This window comes from Brevundimonas sp. UBA7507, assembly GCF_002478355.1.
Taxonomy (GTDB): Bacteria; Pseudomonadota; Alphaproteobacteria; order Caulobacterales; family Caulobacteraceae; genus Brevundimonas; species Brevundimonas diminuta_D.
Map to the genome: position 1 here is coordinate 134,220 of NZ_DLNP01000017.1, position 22,487 is coordinate 156,706.

Consider the following 22,487-nt stretch of genomic DNA (forward strand, 5'->3'; position numbering starts at 1 on the left):
GATTTAGCGGCCATGACCGCAAAGACCAACGGGGTGTCGCCTGATGACGCCATCAATCCTGAAAAGGCCCTGGTTCCCGCCGTGCAGAAGGTGAACGAGATGCGCGTGCGCAAGGGCTTCTGGCCCAAGATGCGGCGCACCGCCGCCCGCATCCCCTTCGCCGGACAGGCCCTGGCCGCCTGGTATGCGACCCAGGATCCCAAGACGCCGCTGGCGGCCAAGGGGCTGATCCTGGGGGCGCTGGCCTATTTCGTCATGCCGGTGGACGCCATTCCCGACATCTTCGCCGGCATCGGCTTCACCGACGACGCGGCCGTGATCGCCGCGGTGCTGGCGACCCTGGGCGCCCACCTCAAGCCCCGCCACCACGATCAGGCGGCGCAGGCGTTGAAGCGGCTGCGGGAGGACGAGGAAGAATAAATCCTTCTCCCCTTGCGGGAGAAGGATGCTCCGATCAATCCTCGACCTTCACGACGATCTTGCCGACGGCGGTGCGGTCGCTGAGGGCCTGGATGGCCTCGTGGGCGCGCTCCAGCGGAAAGGTGCGGCTGACGCGCGGCTTGATCTTGCCCTCGGCGTAGAGCTGCATCAGCTCGGCCATGTTGGCGGCGTGGGCCTTGGGATCGCGGGCGACGGCGGCGCCCCAGAAGACGCCGACCACCGACACCGACTTCAGCAGCGTCAGGTTCAGCGGCAGGGACGGGATCCCCGCCGGGAAGCCCACCACCAGATAGCGGCCGTTCCAGTCCATCGCGCGCAGGGCCGGCTCGGCGTAGTCGCCGCCGACGCCGTCGAACACCACATCGGCGCCGTCACGGCCGGTCGACAGCTTGAACTCGCCCGACAGCGCCTTCTGGGCCGCCTTGTCCATCGGGCCGGAGGGGTAGATCAGGCCGTTGTCGGCGCCCAGCTCCAGCGCGAACTCCACCTTGTCGTTGGTCGAGGCGGCGGCGACCACGCGCGCGCCCATCGCCTTGCCCAGCTCGACGGCGGCGGCGCCGACGCCCCCCGCCGCGCCCAGCACCAGCAGGGTCTCGCCCGGCTGCAGCTGCGCCCGGTCCTTCAGAGCGTAGTAGCTGGTGCCGTAGGTCATGATGAAGGCGGCGGCGGTCTCATAGTCCATGCCGTCGGGAATGGGGATCAGCGTCTCGGCCTTGACCTTCAACCGCTCGACCATGCCGCCCCAGCCGGGCACGGCGACCACCCGATCGCCCCGGAACACGCCCTTGACGCCTTCGCCGACGGCGTCGACCACGCCCGCGACCTCGGCCCCCGGCGCGAAGGGGCGCTCGGGCTTGAACTGGTATTTGTCGGCGATGATCAGGGCGTCAGGATAGTTGACGCCCACGGCCTTGACCTCGATCACCACCTCGCCCGGACCGGGCGTGGGGTCCATGACCTCCTCGACGACGAGCGATTCCGGGCCGCCGGGGGCCTTGGACAGGACTGCACGCATAGGAACTCTTTTCAGCTATCCCCCATCGGCCATGGCGCCGACACGCCGGCGACGCTAATCAGCCTGCGGCCCGATGCAAAGAGGCCGAATGGGTTCTGAGGAGACGATCATGGCGAAACCCGCCCTCATCCTTCACGGCGGCGCCGGCGCCCGGCGCGAGCGCAACTATGACGCCGAGGTCGTGCACATGCGCGAGGTGGTGGAGGCGATGAAGGCGCGGCTGGACGCCGGGGCCTCGGCCCTGGACGTGGCGGTCGAGGCGGTCGTCCTGCTGGAGGATTCCGGCCTCTATGTCGCCGGTCGCGGCGCCTCGCCCAATCTGGCGGGCGACTATGAGCTGGACGCCAGCCTCATGGACGGCGCCTCGGGCAAGGCCGGGGCCGTCGCCGCCCTGCAGGGCTTCCGCAACCCGGTCGTCGCCGCCCGCGCGGTGATGGACCGCACTCCCCACGTCATGCTGGCCGGGAACGGCGCCGCCCGCTTCGCCGCCGAACAGGGTCTGGCGCGCGTCGAGGACCCCGAGGCCTGGTACACCCGCGCCGGCAAGGGCGAGGACAACCATCCGCCCGGCGGTCTGAGCCACGGCACCGTCGGCTGCTGCGTGCTGGACAGCCAGGGTCGCCTGGCCGCCGCCACCTCGACGGCGGGCGTGTTCGGCAAGATGCCGGGCCGCGTCGGCGACACCCCCATCCCCGCCGCCGGCACCTGGGCCGACGAACACGCCGCCGTCTCCTGCACCGGCCAGGGCGAGTATTTCATCCGCGTCGCCGCCGCCGTGCGCACGGCCTTCGGCGTCGCCGCCGGCCAGTCTCTGGCCGAGGCGTCGCAAGCCGTCATCGACCGCATCGGCGCCCTGGGCGGCGACGGCGGCCTGATCGCCCTGGATCGCGAGGGGAACATCGCCGCCCCCTACAACAGCCAGGGCATGAAGCGCGCCTGGCTGGCGACCGACGGCGGCGTCGGCGTCGAGGTGTTCGGGCGGTAGAGCTCCGCCCCTTTCATTACATCTCCGTAAGGTGCGCGGCGGCTCTTCGCCCTGCTAGGCTTTCGGCGCCCGTTTCTTCGATCGCGGGCGTTGGAAAGCCGCCCCTCATGAAGAATCGCCTGATCCTGACCGCCTGCGCCTCGGCGCTGCTGCTCGGCCTGCCCGCCGCCGCCCCGGCCTGGGCCAAGGCGCCGCCCGCCGTCGCGTCGACCGCCCAGGGCGGGGTCGAGGTGCCGCCGCTGGGCTTCGCCAAGCGGGTGCTGGCCAACGGCATGGAGGTCTATACGGCGCGCGACGCCTCGACCTCCAACGTCACGGTGCAGGTCTGGTATCGCGTGGGGTCGAAGGACGATCCGGCGGGCCGTTCGGGCTTCGCCCACCTGTTCGAGCACCTGCTGTTCAAGGCGACGAAGAACATGCCGTCCGAGACGTTCGATCGTCTGACCGAGGACGTCGGCGGCTTCAACAACGCCTTCACCGCCGACGACGTGACCGCCTATTACGAGGTCGTCCCGGCCAACCACCTGCAGCGTATCCTGTTCGCCGAGGCCGACCGCATGGGCTCGCTGGTCGTCGACGAGGCGAACTTCGCCTCCGAGCGCGACGTGGTGAAAGAGGAATACCGCCAGCGCATCCTGGCCAGCCCCTACGGCCGCCTGTTCGGCCTATTCACGCCCGAGACCATCTATCAGGACCACCCCTATCGCCGTCCGGGCATCGGCTCGATCGAGGAGCTGGACGCCGCGACCCTGGACGACGTGCGGCGCTTCCACGCCACCTACTACCGGCCGGACAACGCCATGCTGATCGTGGCGGGCAATTTCGATCAGGCGCAGCTGGACGGCTGGGTCGACGAATATTTCGCCCCGCTGAAGCGTCCGTCGACGCCCATGCCCGCCAACGACGTGAAAGAGCCCGAGCCGACCGGCCCGCGCACCGCCACCTACTATGCGCCGAACGTGCCCCTGCCCGCCGTCGCCCTGGCCTGGAACACCGTGGCCTACAAGGACGCCGACCGCGCGGCCCTGACGGTGCTGGACGGCATCCTGTCGACCGGCGAGAGCAGCCGCCTGTACCGCTCGCTGGTCTATGACAAGCAGATCGCCGCCTCGGCGGGCTCCAACCCCGACTTCGCCCAGCAGGCGGGCAATCTGACCGCCTACGCCATCATGGCGGGCGGCGAGACGGTCGAGACCGGCAAGGCCGCGCTGGAGGCCGAGATCGCGCGCCTGCGCGACGAACCCGTCACCGCCGCCGAACTGGCCGAGGCCAAGAACGAGCTGGTCGCCGACGCCCTGCGCGGGCGTGAAAGCATCGACGACCGCGCCACCACCCTGGGCATGGCGCTGATCATGACCGGCGACGCGACCGCCGCCGACCGCGAGATCGCCGAGATCCAGGCCGTCACCGCCGCCGACGTGCAGCGCGTGGCCCGCCGCTATCTGACGCCGCAGCGCCAGATCACCATCAACTACCTGCCCGCCGACGACGCCAATGCGCCCAGCGAGCAGAAGAAGAACGTCGACGCCCCCGTCACGGTCGCGTCCCTGGCCCCGGCCGGTCCGGTCGCCGTTCTGCTGCCGGAAGCCGAGCGCGCCCGACTGCCCCAGCCGGGGCCGGAAGTGTCGCCCGCCACCCCGGCCATCGCCGACTTCCGTCTGGACAACGGGTTGCGTGTCCTGGTCGCCCCGACGCAGGGCCTGCCCCTGGTCTCGGCGCGGCTGAACTTCAACGCCGGCTCGGCCCATGATCCGGCGGGCAAGCCGGGCGTCGCCTCCATGACGGCCGCCCTGCTGACCCAGGGCACGACGACCAAATCGGCCCCGGAAATCGCCACCGCTATAGAACAGCTGGGCGCCAGCATCGGCGCAGGCGCGGGCGCCGACTTCACCAATGTCTACGCCAATGCGCCCAAGGACGTGTTCGGCCGGACCCTGACCCTGATGGCCGACCTGGTGCGCAATCCGACCTTCGCCGCCGAGGAACTGGAGCGTCAGCAGTCCCAGACCCTGGACGGCCTGCGCGTGGCGTTGAGCCAGCCCGGCTCCATCGCCTCCCAGTCGGTGGGCCGCGTGATCTACGGCGACGCTCCCTACGGCGCGCCGGGCTCGGGGACGGTGAACAGCATCCCCGCCCTGACGCGCGACGACGTGGCGGTGTTCCACTCCGACCGCTTCCGCCCGTCGCAGGCGACCCTGGTCTTCTCGGGCGACGTAACCCCGGCCGAAGCCCGCGCCCTGGCGGATGAGGCCTTCGGCGACTGGCGCGACGCCGGTCCCGCCCCTGCGGCCGTCGACAAGGCGGGCCAGGCTCTGGCGCCGCGCGTCGTCGTCATCGACCAGCCGGGCGCCGGTCAGGCGGCGGTCGTCGCCGCCATCCGCGGCGTCAGCCGCACCGACGCCGACTTCTTCCCGCTGACGGTCGGCAACACCCTGCTGGGCGGCGGCTATTCCTCGCGGCTGAACCAGAAGATCCGCATCGAGAAAGGCCTGTCCTACGGCGCCGGATCGTCGCTGGGCGCGCGGGCGGACACGGGCGTCTTCACCGCCTCGACCCAGACCAAGAACGAGTCGGCGACCGAGGTGGTCGAGCTGATGCTGGCCGAGATCGGCAAGCTGGGCGACGCCCCGGCGACCGAGGCTGAACTGGCGCCGCGCCGCGCCACACTGATCGGCGCTTTCGGCCGCTCGCTGGAGACGGTCGACGGCCTGGGCGGCCTGGTCGCCAACCTGGCCCTCTACGACCTGCCGATGAGCGATCTGGCCGACTACGCCGGGCGCGTCCGCGCGGTCACGCCGCAGCAGGTCGAGGCCGCCTTCGCCGAACATCTGCCGACCGACCGGGCCAGCCTGGTCGTGGTCGGCGACGCCTCGAAGTTCATCGACGGCCTGCGGGCCAAGTATCCGAACGTCGAGGTCATTCCGCTGACCGATCTGAACCTGGACAGCGCCTCGCTGAAGTAAAAGACAGAACGCCTCCCCATCGCATGGGGAGGCGTTTCTCGTTCCAGCCGCTCGCGTCTGGTCGCCTAGATCACGTCGTCAGGCAGACCACCTGGGCGACGCGCAGATCCTGACGCAGGCGGTCGGAGACGGCGCCGTAGTTCTGGGTCGTCACCGCCTGGCCGAGAGCGGCCTCGTCGGCGCGCTGCTGGGCGCCGACCGTGGGGACGAAGGTGTCGGGCGCCGTGGTGTAGATGCGGCCGCGCCGGGGCGACTCGGCGATGGTCACGCCCAGCACCCGTCCGCGACGATCCAGCACCGGCGCCCCGGACAGGCCCGACAGCGTGCCCTTCAGCCCTCGCGTGCGTCCGGCCTCGGCCCAGGCCAGCACCGGCTCGTCATAGGAGCGGTGGCCGCGAATCTTCAGCGTCTCGCGGCCGATCAGGCGCGAGGCCACCTCGCCCGGCCGTCCCTGGGGGAAGCCTGGATGGAAGGCGCGCTGGCCCTTGTAGAGCGGCGCCTGGGGCGCGATCGGCAGGGCGGGCGGCCCGCCGTCGGTCAGCAGCAGGGCCACGTCCGCCCGCGCGGCCAGACGCACGTCGGCGGCCAGGGCGCGGGTCTTGTCGATCACCAGGGCCGGCTTGCGACAGCCCTCGACCACGTGGCGGGCGGTGATCCAGCGGCCGTCCCCGGCGATGGAGAAGGCCGTGCCCGACACCGGCTCGTGCTCGTCCGAGGTGTCGACGGTGACGGACGGATCGAAGGGAGTGATCGGCCCCAGCAACGGCCCCGCCGGCTCTTCGGCATGGAAGTCGTGCGGCGCATCGGCCCGCTCGCCTCGGTTCAGCGACGCGATCAGGATCACGCCGATGACGGCGGCGTAGATGGTCCAGTCGGGAAGGTGGGGAAAGCGCAAGGCCGCCCCCTCAACCCGTCAGGGCGGCCGCCAGGATCAAGGCGGTCGACAGCTTGGCCCCGGCCAGGACCACGGCGGCGGAGGTCTCGCCCTTCTCTATGCGTTGCGGCAGGCCGTGCAGCAGGAAGTCGACGACGCGGAAGGCCAGCAGTTGCAGCACCACCGTCGCCACGCCCCAGATGGCGATGTCGCGGATCGAGGTCGACACCGACAGGGACACCGCCAGCGGAATGGCCAGGCCGACCAGCACCCCGGCGAAGGCCACGGCGGCGGCCGGATTCCCCTGGCGGATCAGGGCGATCTCGCGCCACGGCGTCAGCAGGGCGTAGACCGCAGCCCCCGCCGCCAGCAGGCCGAAGGTCACGGCCAGGTGCAGCATCAGGATCGGAAAGCCCGTCGCGAACGCCTGGAGTTCAGGAGTCGACAGAACGCCCGGCAACGACGAGGTCTCCATGACGACGAACCCTAGCCTCCCAGCCTGAAGGGGAACGAAACCAAAACACCCTTGCCCGAAAGCCTGACCATTCCGCTAGGGCGCCCGCGCCACAGTCGACGGACAAAGCGTCCAGACGGTCGGGCCTCAGGCTGCGTCCGCCTCTTCGCGCTCGGCCTTCAGACGCGCAGAGGCCCGCAGCTTCTCGCTCTCGGACTTCAGCTGACCGCAGGCGGCCAGGATGTCGCGGCCGCGCGGGGTGCGAATGGGCGAGGCGTAGCCGGCCTTGTTCAGGATGGCGGCGAAGGTCTCGATCGTCTTCCAGTCCGAGCACTGATAGTCGGTGCCGGGCCAGGGGTTGAACGGGATCAGGTTGACCTTGGACGGAATGCCCTCGATCAGCTTGATCAGGGCGCGCGCCTCGGCCGGGCTGTCGTTGACGCCCTTCAGCATGACGTATTCGAACGTCACCCGGCGCGCGTTGGACAGGCCGGGATAGGCGCGGATGGCCGCCATCAGCTGATCCAGCGGATACTTCTTGTTCAGCGGCACCAGCTGGTCGCGCAAGGGATCGTTGGTGGCGTGCAGGCTGATGGCCAGCATGGCCGCCGTGCGCTCGCCCAGAGCATTCAGCTGCGGCACAACACCCGAGGTGGACACCGTGATCCGGCGCCGCGACAGAGCGATGCCTTCGTTGTCGGAGATGATGTCGACGGCGTTGGCGACGTGGTCCAGATTATAGAGCGGCTCGCCCATGCCCATGAAGACGATGTTCGACAAGCGGCGGTCTTCCTTGGGCGAAGGCCACTCGTCCAGATCGTCCCGGGCCACCTGGACCTGGGCCACGATCTCGGCCGTCGTCAGGTTGCGCACCAGCTTTTGCGTGCCGGTGTGGCAGAAGGTGCAGTTCAGGGTGCAGCCCACCTGGGACGAGACGCACAGGGCGCCCGCCCGGCCCACGTCGGGGATGTAGACGGTCTCGATCTCGATGCCCGGCGCCGTGCGGATCAGCCATTTGCGCGTGCCGTCCTTGGACACCTGGCGCTCGACGATTTCGGGGCGAGCCAGGGTGAAGGCCTCAGCCAGTTTGGCGCGCGTGTCCTTGGCCACATCGCTCATCAGGGCGAAGTCGGTGACGCCGTAGTGGTGGATCCAGCGCCACACCTGGGAGGCGCGCATCTTGGCCTTTTCGGGCGGACAGATTCCGGCGTCGATCAGGGCCTGGCGCAGTTCGTCGCGCGTCAGACCGCTGAGGTTGACGGGCGTCTTTACCGGGGCGCTGGCGCGCGAGAGATCGAGCGAAATGCTCAAGGGCGGATGTCCTGCGGCGAAGAGTGAAGCGGCGGCGTCTAGCACAGATGGGGCGTCTTGTCGCCTTTGGCCATGCGCGGGTTGATAGACTCGGAACGAGGCGTTAGAGGGGCGGCCGTTGGGGAGTAGCTTCCGGCATATCCCAGCCGGGGTCGCGTCAACACACTTGCTCCTGTCGTCAGGAGCATGGCGCGATCAGCGGATCACCTCCGCCTAGCGAGACCAGCATGCTGCACCTGCGGGGCCGGCCCGTGCGTGGAGCGTGCTGTCATGCGTCCGGCCGAGCGTATTTCCCATGATGTCCCCTGTCGCCATCGCCGTCCTGTCTGTCAGCATGTCCGCCGACGCCTTCGCCGCCGCCATCGGGCGCGGCGCCCAGCACCGACCGACGGTGCCCCAGGCCCTGCGCTCGGGCCTGGTTTTCGGCGTGATCGAAGCCATCACTCCCCTGATCGGCTTCGCCCTAGGCGTGGCCGCCGCCGGCTTCGTCGCGGCGATCGACCACTGGATCGCCTTCGGCCTGCTGGGCGCGGTCGGGGCCAAGATGATCTGGGAGGCGCTGAAGCGCGAAGAAGCAGATGTCGAGGCTGACACTCCCGGCGGCAAGGCCGCGTCGCGCGGCCTGCTGGCTCTGGTCGCCACGGCCGTCGGCACCTCGATCGACGCGGGCGCGGTGGGGGTCGGCCTGGCGCTGCTGGACGCCAACATCTGGCTGATCGCCGCCTGCATCGGCTTCACCACCTTTGCTTTGGCGACCCTGGGCCTGCTGGTCGGCAAGGCGGCGGGCGCGCGGCTGGGCAAGATCGTCGAGTTGGTCGGCGGCGTGGCCCTGATCGCGCTGGGCCTGAAGATCCTGCTGGAGCATCTGGGCGTTCTGGCGGGCTGATCGAGGCTCCGAAAGCCTGGCCTTGCTCCGAGACGGATTCAGGAGGATCATTCCGTCTCGCCGCTCGTTCACCGGTTGAAGGAGACTTCCATGCGCGCCCCCCTGTTCCTCGTCGCCGTCATTGTCGCGCCGCTGGCGCTCGCCGCCTGCGCCTCAGGCCGCCCCTTGCCGACCTATCAGCAGGAAATGGACAAGCTGGACGCCGAATGCCGCGAGCGCGGCGGCATCATCTCGCCCACCGGCCGCCAGACGGGTCGTCCGCAGACCGACTACGTCTGCAAGATCACCGGCGGCGCCTCGCGAATTCCGCAAAGCTGAGCCTCCACAGCGGTTTTGTTTAAGAGAAATGCGCGGCTGTTGCAGAAGTCGAACGCCCGCTCTGTGAGACGCTCGAACGCTGATCGTCTGGCGCTGCGACTGGAGCAGCATCTCCGTCCGCAACCCAGAAGACGCTAAAGCAGACGTTCATTCCCGGTCATGCGCTTAAAGAGGTTGTCGAGCGCAGCGAGTAGGTATCCACCAAGTCCAGCCATACAGAGCCAACTGGCCATGCTGGATTTGGTTGCAGGCCAAGGCGACGGTCTTGGCGCGTCGATCCATGCCCGCCGCCCGCATATGAACGACTCCTCGCGCTCTCGTTGCCCCCAGCGACAGAGCTTCATCAGGGTCAACCAAAGCGCCACCTCCGGTTTACTGGGGCGCTTTCTGTCGTTGGGAACCACTTTCCGCGCATACAGTTAGCCCGTCGCAGCCCGCCCCAACCCATCTAGGGCTGCCCTCTGTTGAACCGCGGAGCCCCTCGCTAGACACCTCAAGCGGCTGGCGAGGGGTCTTCAATCAGGCAGGACGCCCCGCTCGATCAGACCAACGACTACTGGGTCTTGCAGAGACGCGGCGACCTCGCGGGCAAAGGCTCGATGGGCCTCGGCTTCATCCGTGATCAGACGCTGACTGCCGTTCCGATGCGATGAAAGTTTAAAGGAAATCAGGCGCTGCTGCTTGGCCAAACGCTCTATTCGAACCAGCTTCACCCCCGCCTGATCGCGCAGTGTGGCGCGTGAACTGATGACCATGATCGACCTCCTGAACAGGCCGATAAAGGCGAGGGCGCGAAGAACCGTTCCCAATGAAGAGAGCCACGTCCGATAAGAGCCGGCGAGAAGAGAAGCGGCCCTCCTCCATTGTCGGCTCAGAGGATGGACGCGACAAGACTCGATACGGCTCGCCACGCCATCAGCGGCGCAGCGAGGCGATGCGCGACCGTGTATCGCCGACATTTGACTAGGAAATCCGTGGTGGTTGGAGGCGGGATCGAACCGCCGACCTGTGGGTTATGAATCCACCGCTCTAACCATCTGAGCTACCCAACCCCTTACGGAGTATCGCGCCGGATCGAGAACGACCCCTGAGCGCGAGAGGGGTGCGTATATCGCCGCCTTCTCTCCGGTTCAAGCCGCTTCGATGCGGATTTCATGCGGGACTATCGGTCGCGGCGCGTTTCGGCTCGCGCAAAGCACGTCGAGGCGGCATCCTGACCGTTCAAAGCCACGCTGTTCAGGAGCCGCCATGCTGCGCCCCGCCCTCTTCGCCGCTTCCGCCGCCGCCCTGGTTCTCGCCGCCTGCGGGGCCAATGGACAGGATGAGGCGCCGTCATCCGCCGCCACGGGCGCGCCGGTCGAGACCCGCCCGCCCAACAACCCGGACCAGAAGCCGGCGCTCGAGGGCCAGACCCGCGCCCCGTCGGTCAGCACCACGATCGCCATGCAGCATGCCGTCATGGCCGAAGGGCTGGAGCATCCGTGGGGCCTGGCCCTGCTGCCGGACGGCCAGTGGCTGGTGACGGAAAAGCCGGGCCGGATGCGCGTCGTCAGCGCCCAGGGCCGGATCGGCGCGCCGATCGGCGGCCTGCCCGCCGTGGCGGCGCGCGGTCAGGGCGGCCTGCTGGATGTGATCCTAAGCCCGACCTTCGCCCAGGATCGGATAATCTACTGGTCCTACGCCCAGCCGCGAGACGGCGGCAACGGCACGGCCGTGGCGCGCGGCCGTCTGTCGGACGATCTGAGCCGCGTCGAGAACGTGCAGGTCGTCTTCCAGGTCAAGGACACCTATGACGGGGACAAGCATTTCGGCTCTTCCCTGGTCTTCGGCCCGGACGGCAAGCTGTACGTCACCATCGGCGAGCGCTCGGACAAGCCGATGCGGCCGACGGCCCAGAGCCTGGCCTCGCACCACGGCAAGGTCATCCGCATCAACGCCGACGGCTCGGTCCCGTCCGATAACCCCTTCGTCGGCCGCGAAGGCGCCCTGCCCGAGATCTGGTCCTACGGCCACCGCAACCCGCAGGGCATCGCCGTCCAGCCGGGAACCGGCGCGGTCTGGAGCATCGAGCACGGCACGCGCGGCGGCGACGAGCTGAACCTGGAGAAGGCCGGCGCCAACTTCGGCTGGCCCGGCGCGGCCTACGGCATCGAGTACAGCGGCGACGCCATTCCCGGCGCGACGACGACGCAGGACGGCACGGTCCAGCCCGTCTACTACTGGGATCCGGTGATCGCGCCGGGCGGCATGGCCTTCTACGACGGCGCCATGTTCCTCGGTTGGAAGGGGAACGCCCTGATCGGCGGCCTGGGCGGCAAGCATCTGGTCCGCCTGGTGCTGCAGGACGGCCGCGTGGTCGGCGAGGAGCGGCTGCTGACCGGCCTGGGCGAACGCATCCGCGACGTGGCGGTCGGGCCTGACGGCGCCGTCTGGGTCGTGACAGACGAGGAGAACGGCAAGCTGGTGCGGCTGGCGCGCCGCTGAGGCTGAAGGGACAGGGCGGGCCGCGCACAACGGCCCGCCCTTTTCACATCCGACGACCTCACGCGCCTTGTTACTTGACGTTGACGTAAACGTCGGCTTTCTAACGCCCTGAGTTTCAATTCCAGACGCGATGATCGGATCCGTCCGCTCACCGCCCCCCTAACCAAGACGACAACCGTCCCTTATGCAGCGAGGCGCCGCGCGCCGAGCGATAGGGACACCAAGAACCCGTCCCTCATGCCGTTCGCTGCCGCGCAGCGAACGGTAGGGGCACAACAAGAGAGAGACGCTCCATGGCCGACGCCTACATCTACGACGCCGTGCGCACCCCGCGCGGCAAGGGCAAGAAGGACGGCAGCCTGCACGAGATCACGGCCCTGAGCCTGGCGACCCAGGTTCTGGAGGCTCTGCGCGACCGCAACGGCCTGGACACCGCCAAGGTCGACGACGTGATCCTGGGCGTCGTGTCGCCGGTGGGCGAGCAGGGCTCGGACATCGCCCGCACCGCCGTGCTGTCGGCCGGCTGGGGCCAGGAGACGGCGGGCGTGCAGATCAACCGCTTCTGCGCCTCGGGTCTGGAAGCCGTGAACATGGCCGCCGCCAAGGTGAAGTCCGGCGAGGCCGACATGGCCGTCGGCGGCGGCGTCGAGGCCATGAGCCGCGTGCCGATGGGTTCCGACGGCGGCGCCTGGCCGACCGACCCTTCGGCGGCCTTCCCGACCTATTTCGTGCCGCAGGGCGTCTCGGCCGACATGATCGCCACCAAATACGGCTTCAGCCGCGACGACGTGGACGCCTATTCGGTCGAAAGCCACAAGCGCGCCGCCCAGTCCTGGGCCGAGCGCCGCTTCGACAAGTCGGTGATCGCGGTCAAGAACCAGCTCGGTCTGACCCAGCTGGACCGTGACGAGACCATTCGCCCGAAGACGGACATGCAGACCCTGGGCGGGCTGAACCCCTCCTTCGTCATGATGGGCGGCATGGGCTTCGACGCCGTGATCAACCAGCGCTACCCCGAGACGGCGGGCGTCAACCACGTCCACACGCCGGGCAACTCGTCCGGCATCGTCGACGGCGCGGCGGGCATCCTGGTCGGCTCCAAGGAGATGGGCGAGGCCCTGGGCCTGAAGCCGCGCGCGAAAATCCTGGGTGGCGCTTCGATCGGTTCGGAACCGTCGATCATGCTGACCGGCCCAGAACCCGTCACCCGCAAGCTGCTGGGCAAGCTGGGGATGCAGCCGGGCGACATCGACCTGTATGAACTGAACGAGGCCTTCGCAGCCGTGGTGCTGCGCTACATGCAGGCGCTCGACATCCCGCACGACAAGATCAACGTCTGCGGCGGCGCCATCGCCATGGGCCACCCGCTGGGCGCCACCGGCGCCATGATCCTGGGCACGGTTCTGGACGAGCTGGAACGCTCGAACAAGTCGACGGCCCTGGCCACCCTGTGCATCGGCGGCGGCATGGGCACCGCCACCGTCATCGAACGCGTCTGATCCGGGAGCGAATGACTATGGAAAACTTCAAGATCGACATCGACACCGACGGCGTCGCGCTCGTGACCTTCGACGTGCCGGGCCGTTCGATGAACACCCTGACCTCAGCCGTGATCGCCGAGATCCCGGCCCTGGTCGAAAAGGTCAAGACCGACGACGCCATCAAGGGCGTGGTCCTGACCTCGGGCAAGACGACCGGCTTCTGCGCCGGGGCGGACCTGGGCGACATGGCCTCGGGCATGCTGGCCGGCGGCGGCGACCTGCAGAAGGCGTTCGACACCGGCTGGGCGCTGAACGGCGCCTTCCGCGCGCTGGAAACCTCGGGCAAGCCGGTGGCGGCGGCCATCAACGGCCTGGCGCTGGGCGGCGGGCTGGAGTTCACCCTGGCCTGCCACTACCGCGTCGTCGAGAACGACCCGAATATCCAACTGGGCCTGCCCGAGATCAAGGTCGGCCTTTTCCCCGGCGGCGGCGGCACCCAGCGCCTGACGCGCCTGATCGGGGTGCAGACCGCCCTGATGCAGATGGCCGAGGGCAAGTCCTGGCGCCCGAACGACGCCAAGGGCGCGGGCGTCGTCCATGAGGTCGTGGAAAAGGGCCAGTCGGTCGCGGCCGCCAAGGCCTGGATCAAGGGAGGCGGCAAGGCCGTCCAGCCGTGGGACGATCCCAAGTTCAAGATCCCCGGCGGCGGCCCCTACCACCCGGCGGGCGCCCAGGTCTTCATCATGGGCAACGCCATCCTGCGCAAGCAGTCCTACGGCAACTATCCGGCCGTGCTGAACATGATGAAGGCCGTCTATGAAGGCGTGCAGGTGCCGATCGAGGCCGGCCTGCGCATCGAGACGCGCTACTTCATCAAGACCCTGATGACGCCGCAGGCCCAGGCGATGATCCGCAGCCTGTTCCTGTCCAAGCAGGAGCTGGACAAGGGCGCCGTGCGCCCGGCGGGCGTGCCCAAGTCCGACCCCAAGAAGGTCAGCGTCCTGGGCGCCGGCATGATGGGCGCGGGCGTGGCCTATGTTCAGGTCATGGCCGGCATCGAGACCGTGCTGATCGACCAGACGCAGGAAGCCGCCGACAAGGGCAAGGCCCACGTCGAGGAGTTGCTGAAGAAGCGCCTGTCGCGCGGTCAGATGACCCAGGAGAAGTTCGACGCCACCCTGGCCCTGGTCACGGCGACGACGGACTATGACCTGATCAAGGGCTCGGACCTGGTCATCGAGGCCGTGTTCGAAAACCGCGAAATCAAGGCCGACGTCACCAAGCGCGCCGAGGCCCAACTGGCCGAGGGCGCCGTGTTCGGCTCCAACACCTCGACCCTGCCGATCACCGGCCTGGCCGAGGCCAGCGTGCGACCCGAGGACTTCATCGGCATCCACTTCTTCTCGCCCGTCGACAAAATGATGCTGGTCGAGATCATCATGGGCGAAAAGACCGGCGACGCGGCCCTGGCCAAGGCGCTGGACTATGTCCTGAAGATCAAGAAGACGCCGATCGTCGTCAACGACAGCCGCGGCTTCTACACCTCGCGCTGCTTCTCCACCTTCCTGATGGAAGGCATGGCCATGCTGGAAGAGGGCTATTCGCCCGTGCTGATCGACAACGTCGGCCGCATGACCGGCATGCCGCGCGGCCCGCTGGAGATGCACGACGACGTGGCTCTGGACCTGTCGTACAAGATCGCCAAGCAGACCCGCGAGGATCTGGGCGACAAATACGTCCCGACCGAGGGCGAGCAGATCGTCGCCACTATGGTCGAGCAGGGCCGCTACGGCCGCAAGAACGGCAAGGGCTTCTACGACTACGACCAGAAGCCCAAGGTCATCTGGCCGGGTCTGGCCGAACTGGCCCCGACCACCAAGGGCGACGCCTTCGGCGAAAGCCCCGAGGCGCTGGCCGCCATCGACGAGCTGAAGACCCGCCTGCTGTATCGTCAGGCGGTGGAAGTGGCCCGCTGCTGGGAAGAGGGCGTCATCGACGACCCGCGCGAGGGCGACCTGGGCGCCATCCTGGGCTGGGGCTTCGCGCCCTGGACCGGCGGCCCCATCACCTTCATGGACCAGACCGGCCTGAAGGCCTTCGTGGCCAAGGCCGACGAACTGGCCGCCAAATACGGCGACCGCTTCAAGGTTCCGCAGCTTCTGCGCGACATGGCCGCCAAGGACGAAACCTTCTACGGCCGCTTCGCACCGCAGACCAAGGCGGCCTGAGGCTCAGGCACAGACTGAACGGAAAGGGCGGCCTTCACGGGCCGCCTTTTTTGTTGGCGCTCTCAAAGCCCTCCCCCTCGATGGGGGAGGGTTGGGTGGGGGTGAAGGCAGGCCGCCTACCGCTGGAACGCCGGAGACGCCGCGCCTCGCGCGCCCTACCGACACCGTCGCGCACGCACCCCCATCCCCATCCCTTCCCCCATCGAGGGGGAAGGGGGCTGTATCGCTCAAGCAGCGAGCCGCCGCGCGGCGAGCGATAGCGACACTAACGACTCCGGAACACCCGCGACGCCGCATAGCCCGTCATCGCCGCCAGCAGCACGCACAGCACGCCGTAGCTCCAAGGTCGGCGGTGGGCGAACTCATAGATGTCGCGCTCCAGCCCCACCTTCTCGACCGTCAGGGTCAGGTTGGACACCGACACCGGCGTCCCTTCCTGGAACAGCCAGACCTCGGCGTAGTACTTCCCCGTCGGAGCCACGGCGGGAAGCTTGACCTCGGCGCGGAACAGGCCTCGATCGACGAACTCCACCCCCTTGGGATCGGTGTCGTAGAGGGCCGCCGCCTCCTTCAGCCGGATCACGGCGCGGCGCCAATCAAGATAGTCCTCGCCCAGGCGGCTGATGACCACATCGCGCACGCCGTAGCGGGTGACGGTGCGGGCCTCTTCCGGCGCGTCGATGCGCAAGTGGTCCACCCCCACGCCCAGACGGCGCAACTGGCCGAAGTCGGCGATGTCGCTCAGCGGCCGCGTCGAGGCGGTCATGTAGAAGCCGGGCGCCCCTTCGAACAGCACCGGGCGACTGTTCAGCCAGACCCCCATGTTGCGCGTCTTCTTGACCAGGCGGACCGGCGCGTCGGGGCCGCGCACCACCACCACCACGTCGGCGGGCGTATCGGTCGGGTTGAACACGGCGCCGTAGAGGACGATCGACGCCCCCTTGAACCCCGAGTCCACATCCACCCGCGCGTCCGTCAGGGCGGCGGCGACCCGCACATCCTCGGTCGTGGCGGCCGAACGTTCGATGATGATCTCGGGCGCGGCGGCGACGGGCGGCGGCTCGGGCGGCAGAACCTGGAACATCAGTCCGCCACCCCCGGCGCCAGCAGGAACAGGTCGCCAGGCCGCACGAACAGCTCCAGCCCCATCTGGATGCCGACCAGCAGGACGATCAGGCCCAGGGCCGCGCGCATCTCTTCGGCGCGGAAGCGGCCCGACAGCTTGGCTCCGTACTGGGCCCCCACCACCCCGCCCAGCAGCAGGATGGTCGACAGGACGATGTCCACCGTCTGGTTGCGCCCGGCCTGAAGCACGGTGGTGATGGCGGTGGTGATGATGATCTGGAACAGGCTGGTGCCCACCACCACGCTGGCCCTCATGCGCAGCACATAGAGCATGGCCGGCACCAGGATGAAGCCGCCGCCCACCCCCATGATGGCCGACAGAATCCCGGCGAACACGCCTAGGCCGAACGGCGGAATGGCGCTGATATAGAGGCCCGAGCGCGGGAAGCGCATCCTGAACGGCAAGCCGTACAGCCACATCGGGCGACGACGCTCCTTGCGCGGCGGCGTCTCGCCCCGGACGCGGTGCAGGATCTGCGTCAGGCTTTCGTACAGCATCATGCTGCCGATCGAGCCGAGGAACAGCAGATAGGACAGGGCCACCACCAGGTCAGCCTGACCCAGCAGGCGCAGGTAGCGGAACAGCTCGACGCCCAGCACGGCGCCCAGCGCCCCGCCGACAGCCATGATGCCGCCGATGCGGTAATCGACCGCCTTCATGCCGGAATAACGGATGACGCCCGAGGTCGAGGAGGCGACGACATGGCTGGCCTGGCTGGCCACCGCCACCGTCGGCGGGATGCCCAGAAAGACCAGAACCGGCGCCATCAGGAAACCGCCGCCGATGCCGAACAGACCGGACACGAATCCAACCAGCGCCCCCAGCAGAACCAGGAGCGGCCAGTTCACCGAGACTTCGGCGATCGGCAGGTAAATATCCACGGCACGCGCCTTCGGCTGGAAGGACAGGCAATCGGCGCCGGAAAGGCGACTAGGCTTCCGGTCTTAGCGGCCCCTGCGGCGAACCGCCACCCCCGGTTGAACGCGTCGTGCGCCGATCAGGCGGCCGGGGCGGTGAAGGCGTCGGCCGCCTCGCGCGCCTTGCGGCGGTCGGCCGCCGACAGGCCAGAGGTCAGGCGCTGCACCGAGGCCAGGGCCTGCTGGTCGCCGCGCCGGGCCGCGATCATGTACCACTTGAACGCCTCGACCCGATTGGGGGCCACGCCCTGATCGCCCTTCTCCAGCAGCTGGGCGACGTTATACTGGCTGTCGACGCGTCCGGCGGTCGCCGCCTTGGTCAGCCAGGCCAGGGCCTCGGCGCGGTTCTGCGCGCCGCCGACGCCGTCATACAGCTGCATGGCGTAGAAATGCATGGCCTTGGCGTCGCCCGCCTCGGCGGCGCGGCGGGCCCAGGCGCGCGCCTCGGCCTCATCCGCCGTCAGCCCGGCGGCGCCGTCCTGATACAGGCTGGCCAGGCGCAGCTGCGCCGGGGCGTAGCCCAGGTTGGCGGCGCGGGTCAGGGGCTCCAGCCCGCCGTCGTCGCCGTTGTCCAGCATCTGCACCGCGCGTGCGAACAGGCCTGCGCCTTCGGTCGCCGCCGCATCGGGCGACGGCACGGCGTCGGTCGGCGCGGCGTCCAGCGCCAGGGCCGCGATCGGCGCCGTCGTCTCAGCGGGCGCCGCGTCGTCGCTCGATGTCGGCGCCAGGGTGAAGCCGCCCGGCAGGGTCAGACCCGAACCGCCCGCCACCTGCAAGGTGGCGTAGCCGCCGACGACACCCAGAGCCGCCACCGCCATGGCGCCCAGCGCCGTGCGCATGGTCGAGCTCTGACGGCCGGCCTGCTTGTCCAGACGCTCCTGCAGCTTGGACTTGCCGCCGCGCTTGGCCAGGCCGAAGGCCTGACGCGGCGCCGCTTCGTCTTCGGGCGCCATGGCCGCGCGAGCGGCCTCCAAAACGTCGCGGGTCGAGGCCGCAGCAGGCTCCTGCGCCGGCTCTTGCGGCGTGACGAAATCCAGCTCGGCCGAGAAGTCGTCGACATCCGCCGCCTCGCCGAGGTCGAACGGCTGACGGTTGGCGTCCTGATCGGCCGCAGCGTTCAGAATGTCGCTGACGTCAGCGCCGCCGAACAGGTCTTCATCTTCCAGAGACGCAGCCTGCGGCCAGGCGTCGGCCGCGACCCGGCCGAACGGCGCAGCCGTCTTCGGTTCGGTCCCCAGAAGGTCAGTCTCCAGCGGATCGCCGAAGATGTTCTCAGCGCCCGATGCGAAATCCGACACGGTCGTCGGGGCGGCGCCCGTCACAGGCTCGACGGACCAATCCTCGACCGGATCGGCGAAGGCCGTCGCGCGCCAGTCGCCGCTGGCGGTTTCCGCCGGGGTCCAAGGCGCGGGGTCGAGGCTTTCCAGCGGCGGGGCGCGACGCGGGGCGCGATCGGCGCGCTGCTCCATGCTGTCGCGGGCGTCGGCCAGCAGGCGCGCCGTGCGCTCCTCGCTCTGACGCATCCGTTCGGCCAGATCGCCCGAGGCGCTCTCGTGGCGCTGATGCATCTTGTCGGCGCTCTCCGCCAGACGGCGGCCGATATCGTCGATAGCCTGGGCCGAGCGGCGCTCGGACTGGGCGATGCGTTCGCTCAGGCGATCCGAGATGCGGGCGATCTCGCCGCCCAGGCGCTCCAGCGCCAGGGCGTGCTGATCGTCGGCCTGGGTCAGACGCTGGTCCACCGTCTCAGCATGGCGGGCCAGGTCGCGCTGCAGCTTCTGCTCCAGCGCCGTGATGCGGGCGTCCGACGGTCCCACGCCGCCGGCTTCGACCTTCTCGACCCGGCCGTTGAGGTTGCGGGCGATCCGCATGATCTCGCGGCCCATGCCCTCGACCGCGGCGGCCGAGCGCTGCTCGGCGGCGCGGGCCTGATCGCCGATGGCGGCCAGGGCGCGTTCGATCCGTTCGACGCGCCCCTCGGTCTCGACGGCGTCGAGACGGCGGATCATCTCGGTGCGGCTGGACTCGACCTGGCGCGTCAGGCTCTCGGCCAGCTTCTCGAAGCGCGAGGCCTCGCGCGCGTGGTCCGGCTCGATGCGGCGCTCGGCGTCGCGCATCCGCAGATCCAGGGCGGCGAACGACCGCTCCAACCCTTTCAGCGCATCAGAGGTGCGCGACTGGGCATCGTCCAGACGCACGCCGACCTGCGACAGCAGGGAGGTTCCGGCGCCCGGCCCAGCCGCCTTCTCAACCGCCTCGATGCGGTCGCGCAGCTCGCTGACGCCCGCGCGCTGGCGCTCGTCCATCTCATAGAGACGGGTGGAGACGGCGGTCAGGGCCGCGTCCAGCTTGTCCAGTCCTTCGCGCGCCTCGGTGCCGGCGTCCTGCTCCAGACGACGCAGGCGACGATGGCCCTCGCGCAGCTCTTCGGCGATGTCGTCGATGCGGCGGGCCTTGGCGGCTTCGGCTTCGTCCTGCGTCTCAAGACGGCGCACCAGACCGGCCACGGCCTGGTCGATGCCCTGGATCGCGAGGGTCGAGCGGCGCTCAGCCGCCTCCAGACGCTCGGCGATCACCTCCAGCGAAGCGCCCATGCGGCCCAGGTTCTCATGCCTGTGCGTATCCTCGCCATAGACGTCGTCCAGGCGGCGCGAGCGGCTGCGGCGGTCATAGGGGTCCGGAATGGGCGACCGACGCGGCAAGGTGGCGACGCCGTCGTCGTCGTCCGGCTCGTCCATGATCATGGAGTTCAGCCACTCGCCCAGGGTCATGCCCGAACGGCGCGCCAGATCCTTGGCGATCTCGCGCGCCTTGGGATCGATGCCCTTCACGCTCCACGGCGCCGCTGCGGTCACTGATTCGCCTCCCGACCCATGGCGCGAACGGTATCCTTCCAGATAAAGCGTGTAAACGTGTCGTTAACCGCTAGATGTGGCGCCTCGCCGCGAGTCGCCGACGGCAGCCGACAGGCCGCTGATGCGCCCGACATGGTTAATGCCGCGTTTAGATTAACCGCGCATCAAGAAATACGGCCACGCTGGCGATCCTGCGCGCCCGAGCGCTTGCATCGCCGCCTCGGGCGCCCCAACTGGCGGCGTCATGGACGCCACGCTCACCCTGATCCTGCTGATCGTTTCGATCGCCGTCGTCGTCTTCGCGGGATGGCGAGGGTCGCGGCCGACAGACATCATGCGCGGCCCGCGCATGATGCCGTGGCGCTTCATCATGCTGCTGGCGGCCGCCCTGGTCTTCTTCCTGCTGATCCACCTGCTGGCGGAGCTGAGCGGGCGGCCTCTGCCGTCCGCGGCGCCGTACTAGACGGGAACGCTCCGGCGCCGGGTTGGTTGTCCTGTTTCCCCGAACGACGAGACAGGAGACGATCTTGACCGACAAGCACCTGACGCCCGCCGAGGCCGAAGAGGCCTTCTGGAAAAGCCTGAAGTCCAGCAACACCGGGATGCTGGGACTGGATCGCCCCGGCTATCACAGCCAACCGATGACCGCCTTTCGCGAGGCCGAGACCGGAACCATCTGGTTCTTCACCCGCGACGACACCGACCTGGCGCGCGACGCGGCGACGCCGGGACAGACGGCCATGTTCAGCTATGGCTCCAAGGACCAAAAGGTCTGGGCCTGCATCCACGGCGCCCTGTCGGTGCATGGCCACGACCGGGACGTCATCGAACGCTACTGGAACCCGGTGCTGTCGGCCTGGTATCCGGACGGCAAGGACGATCCCCGCCTGACCCTGTTGCGCTTCGACGCCGACGACGGCCGGGTCTGGGTCAGCGACGGCGGCCTGATGAAGTTCGCCTTCGAGATCGCCCGCGCCAACCTGACCGGCAAGGAGCCGGACGCGGGCGACGTGGTCGACGTCCACCTGCGCTAGGCCTAATTCGCCTTCAAGCAGCGCGAAGCGCGTTAGGGTGAATTAGAAAGCCCCGAAGCACCAGGCGAGAACCGCCTTCTGGGCGTGCAGGCGGTTCTCGGCCTCGTCCCAGATCAGCGACTGCGGGCCGTCGATGACGGCGTCCGTCACCTCTTCGCCGCGGTGGGCGGGCAGGCAGTGCAGGAAGACCGCGTCGTCGGCCGCCTCGGCCATCAGGGCCTCGTCGACGCCGTAAGGCTCGAAGGCCGCCAGGCGGGCCTCATAGTCCTGATCGCCCATCGACACCCAGGTGTCGGTGACGACGACGTCGGCGCCCTTGACCGCCTCGCGCGGGTCGCTGGTCAGGTGGACGTGGGCGCCGCCCTTCTCCAGGTCGCGCAGGTCGGGGTGGTATTCCGCCGGGCAGGCGACGTGCAGGTGGAAGCCGAACTTGGGCGCGGCGTGCATGAAGCTGTGGCAGACGTTGTTGCCGTCGCCGATCCAGGCGATCGTCTTGCCCTCGATCGGGCCGCGATGCTCCTCGATCGTCATCAGGTCGGCCAGAATCTGGCACGGGTGGCTGCGGTCGGTCAGGCCGTTGACCACCGGCACGGTCGAGACGCGGGCGAAGCGCTCGACGTCCTCATGGTCGTTGGCGCGGATCATCACGGCGTCGACCATGCGCGACAGGACGCGGGCGGTGTCCTCGACCGGCTCGCCCCGGCCCAGCTGCATGTCCGAGGCGGTGGCGATGATGGAGTCGCCGCCCAGCTGGCGGATGGCCGCATCGAAACTGAAGCGGGTGCGCGTCGAGTTCTTCTCGAAGATCATGGCCAGGACGCGGTCCTTGCCCGGCGCATCGGCGTCGGCGCGGCCCTGGGGCCAGCCTTTTCGGGCGCGTTTTCGGGCGTGGGCGTCGTCCAGAATGGCGCGCAGATCAGCTGCGTCCAGGCGGTGGATGTCGAGGAAGTGACGAACCATGACCAAGCCTTCTCCCTCCCCTTCATGGGCAGGGTGGTCCCGCAGGGACCGGGTGGGGGCGGCCCTGCGAAAGTCTGGAGGTATAAGAAAGCGTCCCCACCCGGCCTCGCCTCACGGCACGGCCGCCCTCCCTATGAAGGGGAGGGAGAAACAGC

19 protein-coding genes, 1 tRNA gene and 1 riboswitch are annotated in these 22,487 nt (G+C 69.0%); of the genes, 10 read left to right on the forward strand and 10 right to left on the reverse strand.

All coding sequences use genetic code 11. From position 1 onward, the window contains the following. Positions 1-12: 12 nt before the first annotated feature. Positions 13-420: a YkvA family protein gene (locus tag B3D50_RS12830; protein ID WP_269296723.1), complete on the forward strand. Its 408-nt coding sequence runs from the start codon at positions 13-15 to the stop codon at positions 418-420. 34 nt (positions 421-454) lie between these two features. Here the strand turns inward: B3D50_RS12830 and B3D50_RS12835 are convergent, their stop codons facing one another. Continuing rightward, positions 455-1,456 carry an NADPH:quinone oxidoreductase family protein gene (locus B3D50_RS12835; protein ID WP_286951702.1) on the reverse strand — a complete coding sequence of 334 codons (1,002 nt, stop codon included), beginning with the start codon at positions 1,454-1,456 and terminating at the stop codon, positions 455-457. Between the two features lie 109 nt (positions 1,457-1,565). On the opposite strand from B3D50_RS12835, the gene B3D50_RS12840 reads away from it, so the two are divergent. Continuing rightward, positions 1,566-2,441, forward strand: coding sequence for an isoaspartyl peptidase/L-asparaginase family protein (locus B3D50_RS12840; protein WP_286951703.1), 876 nt, complete (start codon positions 1,566-1,568; stop codon positions 2,439-2,441). A 107-nt stretch (positions 2,442-2,548) separates the two neighbouring features. Continuing rightward, positions 2,549-5,404 (forward strand): M16 family metallopeptidase, encoded by a 2,856-nt coding sequence (locus B3D50_RS12845; protein WP_286951705.1) that lies wholly within the window; start codon positions 2,549-2,551, stop codon positions 5,402-5,404. Between the two features lie 70 nt (positions 5,405-5,474). Here B3D50_RS12845 and B3D50_RS12850 read toward each other — a convergent pair whose 3' ends face one another. The 3 genes from B3D50_RS12850 to rlmN all read right to left on the reverse strand — a co-directional run bounded on the left by B3D50_RS12850 (position 5,475) and on the right by rlmN (position 8,043). After that, entirely contained in the window at positions 5,475-6,299 is an 825-nt protein-coding gene (locus B3D50_RS12850; protein WP_286951706.1) for a S1 family peptidase, read from the reverse strand. A gap of 10 nt (positions 6,300-6,309) precedes the next feature. Continuing rightward, entirely contained in the window at positions 6,310-6,753 is a 444-nt protein-coding gene (locus B3D50_RS12855; RefSeq protein WP_286951707.1) for a DUF350 domain-containing protein, read from the reverse strand. Positions 6,754-6,879: 126 nt separating this feature from the next. Further along, a complete protein-coding gene (gene rlmN / locus B3D50_RS12860) occupies positions 6,880-8,043 on the reverse strand; it encodes a 23S rRNA (adenine(2503)-C(2))-methyltransferase RlmN (protein WP_286951708.1) in 1,164 nt (387 codons plus the stop codon). Between the two features lie 118 nt (positions 8,044-8,161). Continuing rightward, a riboswitch (yybP-ykoY riboswitch) is annotated at positions 8,162-8,338 on the forward strand. Here rlmN and B3D50_RS12865 point away from each other — a divergent pair. Together B3D50_RS12865 and B3D50_RS12870 are read left to right on the forward strand one after the other, a co-directional pair. Continuing rightward, entirely contained in the window at positions 8,339-8,929 is a 591-nt protein-coding gene (locus tag B3D50_RS12865) for a manganese efflux pump MntP family protein (protein ID WP_286951711.1), read from the forward strand. Positions 8,930-9,019: 90 nt separating this feature from the next. Next, a complete protein-coding gene (locus B3D50_RS12870) occupies positions 9,020-9,247 on the forward strand; it encodes a hypothetical protein (RefSeq protein ID WP_046652477.1) in 228 nt (75 codons plus the stop codon). A 515-nt stretch (positions 9,248-9,762) separates the two neighbouring features. Here B3D50_RS12870 and B3D50_RS12875 read toward each other — a convergent pair. Both B3D50_RS12875 and B3D50_RS12880 read right to left on the reverse strand, forming a co-directional pair. Further along, positions 9,763-10,002 carry a hypothetical protein gene (locus B3D50_RS12875; protein WP_286951714.1) on the reverse strand — a complete coding sequence of 80 codons (240 nt, stop codon included), beginning with the start codon at positions 10,000-10,002 and terminating at the stop codon, positions 9,763-9,765. A 220-nt stretch (positions 10,003-10,222) separates the two neighbouring features. Continuing rightward, positions 10,223-10,299, reverse strand: a tRNA-Met gene (locus tag B3D50_RS12880). Positions 10,300-10,498: 199 nt separating this feature from the next. Here B3D50_RS12880 and B3D50_RS12885 point away from each other — a divergent pair. The 3 genes from B3D50_RS12885 to B3D50_RS12895 all read left to right on the forward strand — a co-directional run bounded on the left by B3D50_RS12885 (position 10,499) and on the right by B3D50_RS12895 (position 15,440). Next, on the forward strand, positions 10,499-11,731 hold the full coding sequence (locus B3D50_RS12885) for a PQQ-dependent sugar dehydrogenase (protein WP_286951960.1): 1,233 nt from the start codon (positions 10,499-10,501) through the stop codon (positions 11,729-11,731). A 293-nt stretch (positions 11,732-12,024) separates the two neighbouring features. After that, positions 12,025-13,230: an acetyl-CoA C-acetyltransferase gene (locus tag B3D50_RS12890; RefSeq protein ID WP_286951716.1), complete on the forward strand. Its 1,206-nt coding sequence runs from the start codon at positions 12,025-12,027 to the stop codon at positions 13,228-13,230. A 17-nt stretch (positions 13,231-13,247) separates the two neighbouring features. Continuing rightward, positions 13,248-15,440 carry a 3-hydroxyacyl-CoA dehydrogenase NAD-binding domain-containing protein gene (locus B3D50_RS12895; RefSeq protein ID WP_286951962.1) on the forward strand — a complete coding sequence of 731 codons (2,193 nt, stop codon included), beginning with the start codon at positions 13,248-13,250 and terminating at the stop codon, positions 15,438-15,440. A 265-nt stretch (positions 15,441-15,705) separates the two neighbouring features. Here the strand turns inward: B3D50_RS12895 and B3D50_RS12900 are convergent, their stop codons facing one another. The 3 genes from B3D50_RS12900 to B3D50_RS12910 form a co-directional block, all read right to left on the reverse strand. Further along, positions 15,706-16,524 (reverse strand): TIGR02186 family protein, encoded by an 819-nt coding sequence (locus B3D50_RS12900; RefSeq protein WP_046652504.1) that lies wholly within the window; start codon positions 16,522-16,524, stop codon positions 15,706-15,708. Continuing rightward, positions 16,524-17,447, reverse strand: a complete 924-nt coding sequence (locus tag B3D50_RS12905) for a sulfite exporter TauE/SafE family protein (protein ID WP_286951719.1) — start codon at positions 17,445-17,447, stop codon at positions 16,524-16,526. The genes B3D50_RS12900 and B3D50_RS12905 overlap by 1 nt, the downstream gene beginning before the upstream one ends. A gap of 116 nt (positions 17,448-17,563) precedes the next feature. Then, positions 17,564-20,338 (reverse strand): SEL1-like repeat protein, encoded by a 2,775-nt coding sequence (locus tag B3D50_RS12910; protein WP_286951721.1) that lies wholly within the window; start codon positions 20,336-20,338, stop codon positions 17,564-17,566. Between the two features lie 244 nt (positions 20,339-20,582). Between B3D50_RS12910 and B3D50_RS12915 the strand changes: the two genes are divergently transcribed. Further along, the gene (locus B3D50_RS12915; RefSeq protein ID WP_286951723.1) at positions 20,583-20,801 is read left to right on the forward strand and encodes a hypothetical protein; all 219 of its coding nucleotides are present in this window, start codon (positions 20,583-20,585) and stop codon (positions 20,799-20,801) included. A 64-nt stretch (positions 20,802-20,865) separates the two neighbouring features. Further along, positions 20,866-21,372: a pyridoxamine 5'-phosphate oxidase family protein gene (locus tag B3D50_RS12920; RefSeq protein WP_286951725.1), complete on the forward strand. Its 507-nt coding sequence runs from the start codon at positions 20,866-20,868 to the stop codon at positions 21,370-21,372. 42 nt (positions 21,373-21,414) lie between these two features. On the opposite strand, the gene argF is transcribed toward B3D50_RS12920, so the two are convergent. Further along, positions 21,415-22,332: an ornithine carbamoyltransferase gene (argF, locus tag B3D50_RS12925; RefSeq protein WP_312220195.1), complete on the reverse strand. Its 918-nt coding sequence runs from the start codon at positions 22,330-22,332 to the stop codon at positions 21,415-21,417. Positions 22,333-22,487: the final 155 nt, after the last annotated feature.